This window comes from Leuconostoc falkenbergense, from assembly GCF_045801155.1.
In the GTDB taxonomy this organism is placed as follows: domain Bacteria; phylum Bacillota; class Bacilli; order Lactobacillales; family Lactobacillaceae; genus Leuconostoc; species Leuconostoc falkenbergense.
In genome coordinates this window covers 309,974-322,996 of record NZ_CP174386.1, presented here as the reverse complement: position 1 = coordinate 322,996, position 13,023 = coordinate 309,974, and the positions used below count along the sequence as shown (strand labels likewise).

Below are 13,023 nucleotides of genomic sequence, written 5' to 3'. Positions count from 1 at the left end.
CAAAATAGCGAGGCGTTTCTCTAATTGCTTGACGACTTTTAACGTCTTTGACTGACCCTTGGTCATGATTGGGGTAGCTTGTTTAACCTAAATAGCAATAGAATCTTTTGACGGTCCAAATTCTTCTGCTAATGATTTAAGTGAGCGGCCTTCTTGGTGTAGTTTAACTAATGAATCTTTGAAATCTTGTGAATAACGAATTGACATAAAAATACGCCTATACTTTTATTTTACGGACTGAATAAGAATAGTCCATTTTTTAGTATAAGAGCATAGAAATATGACGATAACCATAAAACCTCACTGATTTTAGTGGTGTGTGGCAAACAGATAGATCTCGATCAGCATCAAAAACTATTGGTTATTCTTTCAGATATGCGATCACAATACACAAGTGCTGATTTTAATATTAAATATTAAAAGTCTGGATCGAAACATTCATACTCGCAGCAATGGCAAACATACGACAAGGGACATATGGAAGAGTTATATTGAAAGCATACCAAACATTAACTGAATTCCAAGCAGCTATCGGGTGGTATACTAATTTTTATAATCGCAACTTTACCTCAAAATTTCAAATGTTGCCTAAGCAACTGAACAAAAGTAGTTCAATTTATTGATTTCTGATCATAAAATATCGCCGACAATTCAATATTATCAAAACTAACATTCCTAAAATTTGTTTCTTCTTTACTTTTTTCATCATTTCTCCTCATACACTGAAAAAAAAGCGCTTATGCGCTTTTGTCAAATAAATGTATGCTTTGTTAAATTACTCTTCAGAGCCTTCAAGCTCCCCTTCTTGAATGATAGCTTCTTCCTTGGTCGATTCTGTAACACCGTGTTCATGCTTAACTGGTGAATAGATAGAGTAGCACTTCATAACCTGATCACCAACATTGATAACATTGTGCCAAGTATTATCAGGAATAATAATGGCCTCACCAGGAGTAATATCCTTATCAATAGTCAATTTCTCTCTATCTTTTCCCATCTGAACATGTCCGACACCTTCAACTAAATAAATAAACTGGTCATTACCATGATGAATTTCCATTCCAATATCACCACCATTAGGTGGAATTGCCATTAAAGTAACTTGAAAATGATCTCCTGTCCACAAGGTTGTGCGATAATTAACATTTTTTATAGCCGCCTGATTAAGGTCAACAGCAAATGGATGTGGTCCGTAATCTTTCAACTTCATCTCATTGTTAGTCATTATTTAATTCCTCCTTTGCTCATTATAGCACAAATACATGATCTTATACTTAATTAGTGGGCGTCAAATAATGAGACCAAACCACTTATTTGATCAGTATAAGATCAATGAAAATAATCAACTGTGTATCACCACGGCATGTTTTGCAGTAATTTGTAATGCTCATTTAATTCTTGTAATTAACCGTAAAATAAAATGTTATAATTTACACATGGATATACAAATTAGTAAAAAAATAAATATTCTACGTGCCATTGTGATGGGAGCGAACGACGGTATTATTTCAATTGCTGGCGTTGTTTTTGGTGTTTATGGGGCCTCAATGAATACTTGGACAATTTTTCTGGCTGGCCTGACAGCAACAATCGCCGGTACTTTTTCAATGGCCACAGGTGAGTATGTATCCGTAAATTCACAACTAGATTCAGAGCGTTCAGCTAAGGACGAACAAAGAATTGCGCTAGTTAATAATTTTTCACAAGAAGCTCAATTTCTGATACAACACTATCAAACAGATGGCATCAGTGAGGAAAATGCACGGTTACTTGCGCAACAAAGCATGCAAAAAGATGCATTAGGAGAAACCTTACACGCACGCTATGGCATAAATGAGGATGATTTTATTTCGCCAGCTGAAGCTGCTATTGCTTCAATGATGGCTTTCCCCCTTGGTGCCATCTTGCCAATGGTCGGTATGATCTTTGTCCCGATGACATACCGTGTCGTCATAACTCTTATTTTTGTAATTTTCGCCTTGGTTTTAACCGGCTATTTCTCAGCCGTGTATGGAAATACACCAAAAAAAACAATGATTTTACGAAACGTACTGATGGGGCTATTAACAATGTCCGTGACATACTTAATTGGCTTATTAATGGCTGCGTAATATGGAATACAAAAAATTGACTTTATCAGAAAAATTAAATATTATTCGTGCGGGAGTGTTGGGCGCCAATGACGGTATTATTGGTGGCGCTGGTGTCATCCTCGGTGTTACTGGTGCGACTACCAATAATACAGTCGTCTTTGTAGCTGGTATTGCTGAAATGCTCGCTGTTGCTTTTTCTATGGCGTCAGGGGAGTTTGTTTCGGTTTCGTCACAAAAAGATACAGAAAAAGCAGTTGTTGCAAAAGCTGAGACCCTTTTGGCCACCCAACCTACAATTGTGCATGATGAAATTGCTATATATTATGAACAACGGGGTGCTGATCCTAAATTAGCCGCACGTGTGGCGGATGACCTGATGACAAATGATGCTTTGAAACACTATGTACAAATTAAGTACGGTATTGTAGTTGGAAAGTATTTAAGCCCTGCACATGCCTTAGTATCATCATTTATTGCCTCAATATCTGGTGGTATCTGGCCATTACTATCCGTGATATTACTACCCGACAATCTGAAAGTTATAGGAACAATTTTAGCAACACTTTGGGCACTTTTTTTAACTGGTTGGCTAAGCGCTTGGGCGGGACGAGCACCAATAATTCCAGCTATTTTGCGCAACATATTCACAGGAGTGCTCACAATGGCTTTCACTTATTGGCTTGGAACCCTATTTAAGTAGCAAAATGAAATTTTATAACGCATAACCTGACAGAAACCAATCAGCCATTTGCTAATATAACAACTATTATAATTATAATATCAAATCTTTTTGAACAGTGGTTTCATGATTATCGGAGCTACTATTGTTGAAACGATGACAGCAACAATAAACTCTGCTGAAGTATAATCATCAATAATATGTGATGATATACCTATTTGAATAATCACAAGGGCCATCTCACCTCTAGAAATCATGCCTGCCCCAATTGCACTTGAAACTCTGGTATCTAGACCAGAAATTTTTGCTCCCCATAACGAGCCAACAAATTTTGTGACAATAGCTAAAATACTAAAAATTATAATAGCTGTTATCTTATCTCCCAGTCCCTGGATTATGATTTCAAGACCGATGGACCCGAAAAATACAGGGTAAAAGAAAGAATTACCCATTTTCGTACTGATAACACCAATTTTATCAGAAAAATTATACTTCCTGAGTAGTATGCCTAACGCAAAAGCGAGTAATGGTAAAATGCTGTTTATCCCCAGTGCACCTCCACCTACTAAAACAGAAAATAAAGTCACTGCAAACAAAGCAATTATGTCATCTATTACAGCTGCCGAAAGTATGATTGCTCCTATTGCAGTGGCTAATTTTTTTTGTTCCGATAGTACAGCTAACGTGATAGAGATTGAAGTTGCAGAGAACACAACACCGGCAAATATGGAAGTCTGTATATTATATCCAAGCAATAAAAATGCAATCGGGAAAGTAATTAAGGGTAGTAGTACCCCCATAACTGCAATGAGTGACGATGCTTTAATGTATCTTTTCATTTCCTTTAAATCAGACTCTAGTCCCGAATTTAACATCAGTAAAAAAATACCTATCTCAGCTATCAAGTGGATTAAATGACTTGACTGTACTATATTCAATATGCTGGATCCTAAAATGATACCTGAAAATAGTTGCCCAACAACTTCAGAAAAACCAAACCAGGTGCCTACCTTTCCCAGAAAAATAGTAACTATGACTAATAACATGATTAATAGATATTCCATTATTTCTCCTAAATTTAAAAAGCTCCAAAAAAAGCTAGTTCCCCGACTAACAATTCTTGAAGCTTACGCCCAACCGTTGAAATTAAATTAAGTTAAATATACCATAGTTTTATTATTCAAATCAAATTTCGCTATATATTATTGTCCTGATCCTACGATATAATTATTCAAAAGACATTTTCTGTCTCTAATTAAAAAAATACGAATTTTTATTAGCAAAAAAGGAATATATAGAAATTGTTTAAACAAAGAACTTACACCAAAAAAAGCTGATGGTTAGTACAAAACTAATTTTTATATCATCATATTCCACCTCTTCTTAGGCAAATTTTTAGTTTGATACAATTATGTTGAATATAATTTCACTATTACGATGTGCTCACTCAATCAAAACACTCTAAATTACGATAAAGCGATGTTATCTCAATTGAATTTGAAACTAAAGCTGGTTCCAATTATTTGTAAAAAAGAATCTCCTGGTAATTATTTCTGTAATTGTAATTTAATTGATAACGAATTTATCTTTTCGACGCAAAAACTCTAAAATTGTGTTTTTGAAATTTATTTAGTTGTTAAGTGATAGTTGATTTCTAGTAATTTTTGCATCTTTTTGGTTCATTCTAATATAAATAATATCACCAGCACGTAATACTAAGTCTCCTTTGGGAATCAGTACATTTTCAGATCTTCTGACCAGCGTAATCAAACTATTTGATTCCAGTTGTAAGTCTCTTATTTGTTGATCCTCTAGCATACCACCAGCAAGAACAGTGACTTCCATAGTTATCATGGATGACATCGCTAGATGCGCTGGTTTTCTTTTCAACAAACGTTCTAATAAAGATTCATATATTGGTGCGCCATTTAATAGATCAACTACTAAGTAGGCTACTAAACTTACAAGTGCTAAAGGTAAAATGTGGGTCACACTCCCAACCATCTCAAAGATAAGAATAATTGCAGTAAATGGTGCTTTACCAATACATGCGAAATAACCTGCCATACCAATCACAATAAAGTTTAAAGCATAATTTGCACTCATGAGATGTAAATAGACAAATATATGAGCCATCAATACGCCACTTAGTGCACCTAGAGTCAAAATAGGTAAAAATATTCCCCCTGGCAGACCGGAACCGTAACTAATCATTGAGAAAACAAATCGAACTAACAAAATTACGATGACCATTTTCATTGTCATAGGTGTTTCTTTCAGTGATAAAATTAAATTATTCCCCCCACCTAAAAGATTTGGCCATAAAATTCCAATCGGTATCACCAAGATAAACGGCACGATACCGTATAAATATTTAGGAATCCTAATTTTACTGTAACAATTTAAGCTGAATAGTAAAAATTTTTGATATAAAAAGCCAAATAAGCCTAATATAATACCAAATACCAACAATAAACCATATAACTGTACCGGGAAAACGCTTAAGTGTCCAATAGATAAAACTGGTGTTTGGCCAAACAAAACCGTAGAGACAAAATCCGAAACGCTTGCGCCTGTCAATGCACCAACCCAGACAAAGGGAGAAATACTGTGATAGACTTCCTCCAATACAAACATAACGCCGGCTAAAGGTGCATTAAATGCAGCTGATAAACCTGCAGCGGCACCACTGGCTATAAGCCCTTTCGATTGATTATGACTAAGACGTTTATATGATGCCACACCCTGACCAATTGATGCACCCAGTTGAATTGAAGGACCTTCCCGTCCCAGCATTAAACCACTACCAATAGCCAAAATTCCTGATATAAATTTCCGCCACAATGTCGACCACCAGTTTATTTTTAGTTCACCTAATAATAGACCTTCAACCTGTGGAATGCCGGAACCGGATATATTAGGTTCTTTGTTTAACATCCATGAAACAATTAAAAAACAAATTAAATTAGCAGTTATCACTAAAAATATTAACGCTATATTGCCATGTGAAATATCGAGATACAGCGTTTGCACAAATTGAAGCAATTTTTCAATTGTCCAGCGGAAGACACTAACAACTATTCCTGTTAAAAAACCTATAAGTGTGCCATATAATACTACTGACAGCTTTGATGTATTGAGTCTAATTCTTTTTTTAAACATAAAATCAGTTTACAACAAAAAGGGGGTTGATTCCAAATACAGAAAAATTTAACGATTCTCTTTGCTCGTATACTGAAAATCCGGACTGATTTATTTTTAGGGCATAATCCGAGATAATCAAGTATAGGAGTTTTTTTATATTATGAAAGCTAAGCGATACTCAACAGAATTTAAATCATCTATTGTTGCCTTGCATAACGAGGGCCGTTCTGCTAATTCTCTAGCCAATGAATGGTAGATTGCAAGAATGAACCGAACACTGCAAACTGCTGAAAAACCTTTCGTGGTGATTGCCAGTTGAGTGTTTTCATTGGTCTCGCATTGATCCAATGATTAATTTGATCTAATTCTTTGGCGCTAACTGTTTCAATTTTGCGTTCTTTCGGTATAAAACGACGGACGTATCGATTTAATATCTCATTACTCCCACGTTCTTCTGGTGAATATGGGTGCGCAAAATAGACTGGAATGCCTAGTTTTTGCTCGATTTCGTTATATTTTGCAAATTCTCGCCCACGATCAACAGTGATTGACTTGGCATTTTTGATCCCTTGAAAAAAATGAATTAAGACTGGTGTCACTGCCTGACTATTGCGCCCAGTGACCTGTCTCACGATATGTTGCCGGCTTAGTCTTTCAGTAATTGTCACCAGCACATCGCCACGTCTTTTACCCGATTGCATGGTGTCAACTTCAAAATGTCCAAAGGTTTGTCGTGCTTTCACACTTTCAGGTCTCGTTTCAATCGAACGACCATGCACAAATACTTGTCGTCTACCATCAGATTGACGCTTTTGACGGATACCTTTGTCAGGTAAATAAGCCAATGATAGTTTGAGTCGACCAGCATTGAGCCAATTATAAATCGTTTTGAAAGGTAACCCTAAAACATGCTCAGCGGTTTCTGGTGACCACTTCAATATACCAATGTGGTGATTCAAAAAGACAGCGATAGCTGGTGTTAGCGTGTCATGACGACCACGTAGATGACGTTTTTTCAATGCCAACGCATGAGCAATCTCAGCTTTATAGGGTGTAACTTGATGAATTCCAATCGAAACGGTTGAAGGAGAGCGTTTAATAAAGCGCGCAATGGCACGAACAGAATAATTCAATTCGAGTAAAGTTTGAATGACAGTGCGTTCTTGAGATGATAAACTAGTCATGAGTCGCAGTTCCTTTATGGTTGTTTTAGACAATTACCATTAAAGGCGCTGCGGCTTTTTTATTCAAGTGTTCGGTTTAATTTTACAATCTACCATTCAATGATAAAAAGAAAAAAATGTTCAAAAAAATTTCAACGTTTATTAGTATAAGAGCACTCGCAACAATGCCATCAATTTCGGGATGTAATTCGAAATAATGTTTCAATACCTGTTTTTGAGCTTGAAAATCAATTGGTAATGATAAGACTTGACCGTCTGGCTGTGCAAGATGAAATCCAATTTCACGATTTCGCTCATAACGCCAATCAGCCAACGTGCGAACAAAAAGTGGTGCTTTTAGATTAAATTGATCAACTAGCTGTCTAGTTGCCTCTTCCCCAGCTCGTCGATTATCATTATCAACATATAAAACATCATTAGCTTGCTCCGGCTCACCAGTGACAACAACACGGGCGTTGTTTTCTCGTAATAATTCAGAAATCGGATCATTTTCAACAGTGTAAAGTAGTATAAAACGGCGAACTTGTCCGGCTTCCACCATCATTTTAACGGCATTATAGACTTCAGACCAATTGCTGCCCGTCGCAGTGGTCAACAAATATTGTCGCGCAACAAGTTGAGAATTAATCCCAAACAGTAATTGCATGGCAAAATCATTTTCAGCACTACCTGCGGCTTGTGGTTGAAAAACAACCCCCACCGTGTTACTTTCACTTTGTGTTAAGTTCCTTGCAGCAAAATTTGGCGTATAGCCCATATCTTGTGCAATTTTTTTAATACGTTCCTTTGTTTTAACACTAATTTTCGGTGAATCAGCCAACGCGCGCGAAACCGTTGAAATAGCAACTCCGGATTTATTTGCAATATCTTGTATTGTTACCATAGCGACCTCCTGTACACGTTATTTTAACATGAAAAAGATTGGGACTGACGCCCCAATCTTTTTTAACCTTTGACCGAGCCACTTGTCACACCAGAAACGTAGAATCGTTGCAACACAATAAACAAAATCGTAATTGGGATTGCAATAATCACTGCCCCCGCAGCGAAACTCATGAACAATGAATTAGCCGTTTCTTTAGTCATCATCGAATATAATCCGATTGCAACTGTATAGTTTTTAACATTGTCACCCATAATAACCTGAGCAAAAATGAAATCCATCCAAGGACCAGTAAACGCTGTCAATGCCGTAAAGACAATGATTGGTTTAGATAATGGCAGTGTAATTTTGGTAAAAATTTGCCATTTGGTTGCACCATCTAACATAGCACTTTCATCCAATGAATATGGAATCGTGTCAAAAAATCCTTTTTGGATGTAAAATCCCAAACCAGCGCCGGACACATAAACTAATATTAAGGCAAATAAACTTTGCGTCAAACCAGCTGCTTTCAAAATATAATAGATAGCAAACATTGCCATAAAGCCCGGAAACATGTTCAACACTAAAGCAACTTTCAAAAAAGGGCCCTTTAACTTAAATCGTAAGCGACTCAATGAGTATGCCATTGCTAACACTAAAGCTGTGGAAATAAAGCCGCTCACAATCGACACAAATAACGTATTCAAGAACCAGCGACCAAAAGGATATTGTGAGTTGGTAAAAAGTTGTACGTAATTATGAAAGGTGTAGGTTTTTGGCCAAAAATAGTTTACAAACGCGCCACCTTCGCCACGGAAACTAGTCAATATAATCCAGAGAATGGGCACGACCCAAATGATTGCCATCACAGTCAATAATACATACAAAATCATTGTATTACGACGTTTTACGCCTTTTAAACTATGCATTGTTATGCCTCCATTCCAGAATTTGATATTTTCTTATAAGCAATCAACGAGAATGTTGCGGACAAAATGAAGATTAAGATACCAATTACCGAAGCTAAGTTATAATCAGCAGTATTCAAAGTTAAATTATATAACCAAGTAATCAGCAAATCTGTTGATCCAGCACCATAATAATTAGAGTTAGCTGGTCCGCCACCTGTTAACAAATAAATCACATTAAAATTGTTCACATTACCAATGAACTGTTGAATCAAACTCGGTGCCATCACAAACACAATTTGCGGAAATGTGATTGACTTGAAAATTTGAAATTTATTAGCGCCATCAATTTCTGCTGCTTCAATTTGTTCTTCGGATTGATTTTGTAAGATCCCCGTTGTCACCAACATTGTAGCTGGAATACCAATCCATAAGTTGACAACAATAATTGTAAACTTGGCAAACAATGGATTTGTGAAAAATGGTAACGATGTTTTAATCAGACCAGAGTTGATCAATAATGTGTTAACTAGTCCGCCGTCAGCAAACATATTGTTCATAATCAGTAAACTAATGAAGGCTGGAATTGCCATTGTTAAAATGAAGATAGTTCGAAAAACTTTTTTACCTTTGATGCCCTTCGCATTAATCATCATTGCCAAGATAACGCCAAAGAAAAATGAGGTTACTGTTGCGGCAACGGCCCAAATTAACGTCCAAGCCAATACTGGGAAAAAGGTATTGGCCATTTGCCCTGAAATAACATTACCAAAATTCGCAAATCCGACCCAACTAAATAAATTTTTGGGTGGCAAGTGGTTGTGATCGTATGATGTAAAAGCAATCGCAATCATATAAATCAATGGCAAAATGGTAAAGAACAAAACGCCTGTCATCGGAATTGCCATCAAAGTCACATGCATTTTTTCGTCAAGCAAGGACGCTAAGTCTTGCTTCAACGTCGGCAGTGTCTCACCGGCTTGTTTCAATTCCCATATTTTACGCGCCGATCCCAAATTAGCACGATATAAGAGAACAAAGAGTATCGTAATGATAACCGCTAACATGCCCCAAAGTAGCAAAAGCATTGAATTATCACCCGCTTTTAGTACAGAAATACCTAATTTTTTGTCATAAACCAGACCTTGTGCATGTGTTCCCAGCGTTATCATGTTGTGATAAGCTTTTAATCCTGTCGTGAATAACCACGCCACCCAAGATATTTCTAGTAATAAAAAGATGAATCCTTTGAAATATTGCTTATTGGCAATGTTGGCAGCTCCCATAATTATATAAGAAGCCTTAGTTGCCCCATCTGCTTTTTTAAATAACTTTGTTAGTGGTATATGCTCTTCAAAAGTCGAATGCTTTTTTCTTTTAAACATCTTTCTTTCCATCCTTCATAAGTATGTACACAGTGAGTGATAGCCACTCACTGCTTTACTTTTATTTAACTGATTTTGAGGCATTTTTAACCAGAGTGGTTAGCTTTGGCAACATTTGACTGTCTGAAATCTTGCCCTTGTATGTGTCATTAAACAAGGCATCAGATGATGTCCAGAAGTTAGCCATCGCTGGTGATTTAGGCATTGGTGTTGAATAACCTTTCTTCGACATATCAACAACCGCCTTAGCAAGCGCATCATTTTGAATGTCTTGAGATGCTTGAACTTTTTTAGATGATGGAATGTAGTGCGAATTTTTGAAACCAAGCTTTTGTACCTTGTCACTTGACAAGTACTTGGCTAACTTCATCGCTGCCAACGGTTGCTTAGTATCTTGTTTAACACCAAACAGCTTAACACCCAAGAACGCCTGCATCTGTTTTTCACCTGAACCCAAGTCAACTGTTGGATATGGTGCAATGCCTAAGTTGTCCCCGAGTGCTTTTTTATAGTCATTGTATGACCATGGGCCAGACAAAGTTGCCGAAATTTTACCTGATTGTAGCAAACTTAATGTGTTCGTGCTGGATTGAACAACACCCGGATTGTCTTTTTGAGCTTTCATCCACTTCAATACGGATACACCTTTTTTATTGTCAATATTTGTACCCTTTGCTTTTTCACCATTAGCGCCATACAAGGTGTCTCCGGCAGTGTAAAACAGTGGTGAGAAAATGTAGTTAGCACCGGCTGAGGCTAAATTGGTACCCATCTTACCCTTGGATGTCAAACTAGTCCAAGATTTAATATCATCATTACCGAGTTGCGTTTTGTTATAATACAAGACTTGTGACTCAATACCGTAAGGATAGCCGTACACCTTGCCCTTATAGGTTGCAGCTTTCATCGCATTAGAAATTTGTGTCGATTTAAGGCTTTTAGCATATTTGGTGTTTTGATAAATTAATCCCTGAGAAGCTAGCGATCCAATTTGATCATGTGGAAACATGAATACATCTGCAGCAGCCGATGGGTCTTTTTGCAAATTCTTCAATGCATCTGTTGAGCTCGTGTACTTAATAGTGACCTTGACACTAGGGTTCGCTTTTTCAAAATCCTTGACAGCCTGAACGTAGGTTGGTTTTGTATCCGTGTCCACCCACAACTTTAACTTTTTCGTCTTGGCAGCACTTACTGTCGGTGTGTCAATTGAAACACTTAATAATCCAACGGCAGTTGAAGCCGTCAGCAATGTTACCATTGCGCCAGTCGTCACGCTCATCATTTTTCTCATGATGTTTTTCCTCCAGAAAAATTCTCTTTGTATTTTTGATTACGCAATCATCATAAAACATTTACCCGATTAATGCAAGCGCTTACATTTTTATTTTTTTAAGAATTGGTCTAGACAAGCTATGATATTTTTATTGATAATAATTGAGCATATTAAAGAAGTATTTTTTTATTAAGTATGAATTATCTGTGATTTTATTACTAACTTAATCATATTTTTCACAAGCATATAAATTTTGGTATGACACTTTTGTGGAAACGCTTGCATTTATTTTTAAATATGCTAATCTAATTTATGTAAGCGCTATCATTTTTTTATAGTTGCGATACCCGATATTAAAAAACGAGGAAGAAAAAATGGCTGAAATTCGTTTGGAACACATCAATAAAACATATCCACACATGACAACGCCATCCGTGGCAGATTATAATCTTCAAATTCACGATAAAGAATTTATTGTGTTTGTCGGTCCGTCTGGTTCCGGTAAATCAACTGTTTTACGCATGATCGCCGGCTTGGAAGAAATATCTGGTGGTGAATTTTTCATTGACAATAAATTAATGAATGATGTTCCACCTAAAGACCGAGATATTGCGATGGTTTTTCAAAATTATGCCCTCTACCCACATATGAGCGTGTTTGATAATATTGCTTTCGGCCTCAAATTGAGAAAAGTACCCAAAGCTGAAATCACACAGCGTGTTCATGACGCAGCGAAAATTCTTGGCATTGAAGACTACCTTGATCGCAAACCCGCTGATTTATCTGGTGGTCAAAGGCAACGTGTGGCGATGGGTCGCGCAATCGTCCGCGATGCTAAAATTTTGTTAATGGATGAACCACTATCTAACCTCGATGCAAAATTACGTGTTGAAATTAGAGCAGAAATCACTAAGATTCACAAGCGAATTGGTGCCACTACTATTTATGTGACACATGACCAGACAGAAGCTATGACACTGGCTGATCGCATTGTTATTATCGACCATGGTGACATTCAGCAAGTCGGTACACCGCAAGAACTCTACAATGAACCTGCTAACATTTTTGTTGCCACATTCATTGGTATGCCATCAATGAATATGATTTCTGGTCAGTTCAGTGATGATATATTGACCACAAAAGATGGCTTTAGTCTGAAAATTCCGCTTGGTATGGCTAAACAACTCACTGCCCTTGGCTACGAAGGCAAACAAGTTGTCTTTGGTGTCCGACCAGAAGATATTCACTCCGAGCAAGTAGCACTTGACACCTATCCCGAAAGTAAAGTAACAGCAACTGTTACCATTGCAGAACTAATGGGCGCCGACTCAATGTTGTATACGCAAGTTGGTTCACAACAACTGATTGCTCGCGTCAATGCCCGCGATTACAATCAACCTGGTGCCTCAGTCGAACTCGCTATTAACACTAATAAAGGACACTTTTTTGATGCCGATACGACACAGCGTATTGTCTAAGACTGTCGCAA

Annotated in this window: 10 protein-coding genes and 1 pseudogene; 3 read left to right on the top strand and 8 right to left on the bottom strand. The window is 37.1% G+C overall.

All coding sequences use genetic code 11. The annotated features are described in order from the left end of the window. Positions 1-775: 775 nt before the first annotated feature. Entirely contained in the window at positions 776-1,225 is a 450-nt protein-coding gene (locus ACI3ES_RS01625) for a cupin domain-containing protein (protein WP_013102148.1), read from the bottom strand. A gap of 211 nt (positions 1,226-1,436) precedes the next feature. Here ACI3ES_RS01625 and ACI3ES_RS01620 point away from each other — a divergent pair, with 211 nt between their 5' ends. Together ACI3ES_RS01620 and ACI3ES_RS01615 are read left to right on the top strand one after the other, a co-directional pair. Next, entirely contained in the window at positions 1,437-2,111 is a 675-nt protein-coding gene (locus tag ACI3ES_RS01620) for a VIT family protein (RefSeq protein WP_140683517.1), read from the top strand. A 1-nt stretch (position 2,112) separates the two neighbouring features. Continuing rightward, positions 2,113-2,793 (top strand): VIT family protein, encoded by a 681-nt coding sequence (locus ACI3ES_RS01615; RefSeq protein ID WP_010387498.1) that lies wholly within the window; start codon positions 2,113-2,115, stop codon positions 2,791-2,793. 80 nt (positions 2,794-2,873) lie between these two features. Here the strand turns inward: ACI3ES_RS01615 and ACI3ES_RS01610 are convergent, their stop codons facing one another. The 7 genes and pseudogenes from ACI3ES_RS01610 to ACI3ES_RS01580 form a co-directional block, all read right to left on the bottom strand. Further along, the gene (locus tag ACI3ES_RS01610) at positions 2,874-3,836 is read right to left on the bottom strand and encodes a cation:proton antiporter (protein ID WP_142511554.1); all 963 of its coding nucleotides are present in this window, start codon (positions 3,834-3,836) and stop codon (positions 2,874-2,876) included. A 565-nt stretch (positions 3,837-4,401) separates the two neighbouring features. Beyond that, on the bottom strand, positions 4,402-5,934 hold the full coding sequence (locus tag ACI3ES_RS01605) for a ClC family H(+)/Cl(-) exchange transporter (protein WP_142511553.1): 1,533 nt from the start codon (positions 5,932-5,934) through the stop codon (positions 4,402-4,404). Between the two features lie 212 nt (positions 5,935-6,146). Further along, complete coding sequence (locus ACI3ES_RS01600) at positions 6,147-7,100, bottom strand: IS30 family transposase (RefSeq protein ID WP_317212510.1); 954 nt, start codon at positions 7,098-7,100, stop codon at positions 6,147-6,149. A gap of 154 nt (positions 7,101-7,254) precedes the next feature. Then, positions 7,255-7,983: pseudogene (locus ACI3ES_RS01595) on the bottom strand (LacI family DNA-binding transcriptional regulator); the annotation flags it as partial. A 62-nt stretch (positions 7,984-8,045) separates the two neighbouring features. Beyond that, a complete protein-coding gene (locus ACI3ES_RS01590; protein ID WP_114666737.1) occupies positions 8,046-8,894 on the bottom strand; it encodes a sugar ABC transporter permease in 849 nt (282 codons plus the stop codon). Between the two features lie 2 nt (positions 8,895-8,896). Next, a complete protein-coding gene (locus ACI3ES_RS01585; RefSeq protein WP_287078985.1) occupies positions 8,897-10,258 on the bottom strand; it encodes a carbohydrate ABC transporter permease in 1,362 nt (453 codons plus the stop codon). A 61-nt stretch (positions 10,259-10,319) separates the two neighbouring features. Then, positions 10,320-11,552, bottom strand: coding sequence for an extracellular solute-binding protein (locus tag ACI3ES_RS01580; protein ID WP_142511563.1), 1,233 nt, complete (start codon positions 11,550-11,552; stop codon positions 10,320-10,322). Between the two features lie 356 nt (positions 11,553-11,908). Here ACI3ES_RS01580 and ACI3ES_RS01575 point away from each other — a divergent pair, with 356 nt between their 5' ends. Beyond that, positions 11,909-13,012, top strand: a complete 1,104-nt coding sequence (locus ACI3ES_RS01575; protein ID WP_260353967.1) for an ABC transporter ATP-binding protein — start codon at positions 11,909-11,911, stop codon at positions 13,010-13,012. Positions 13,013-13,023 lie beyond the last annotated feature (11 nt).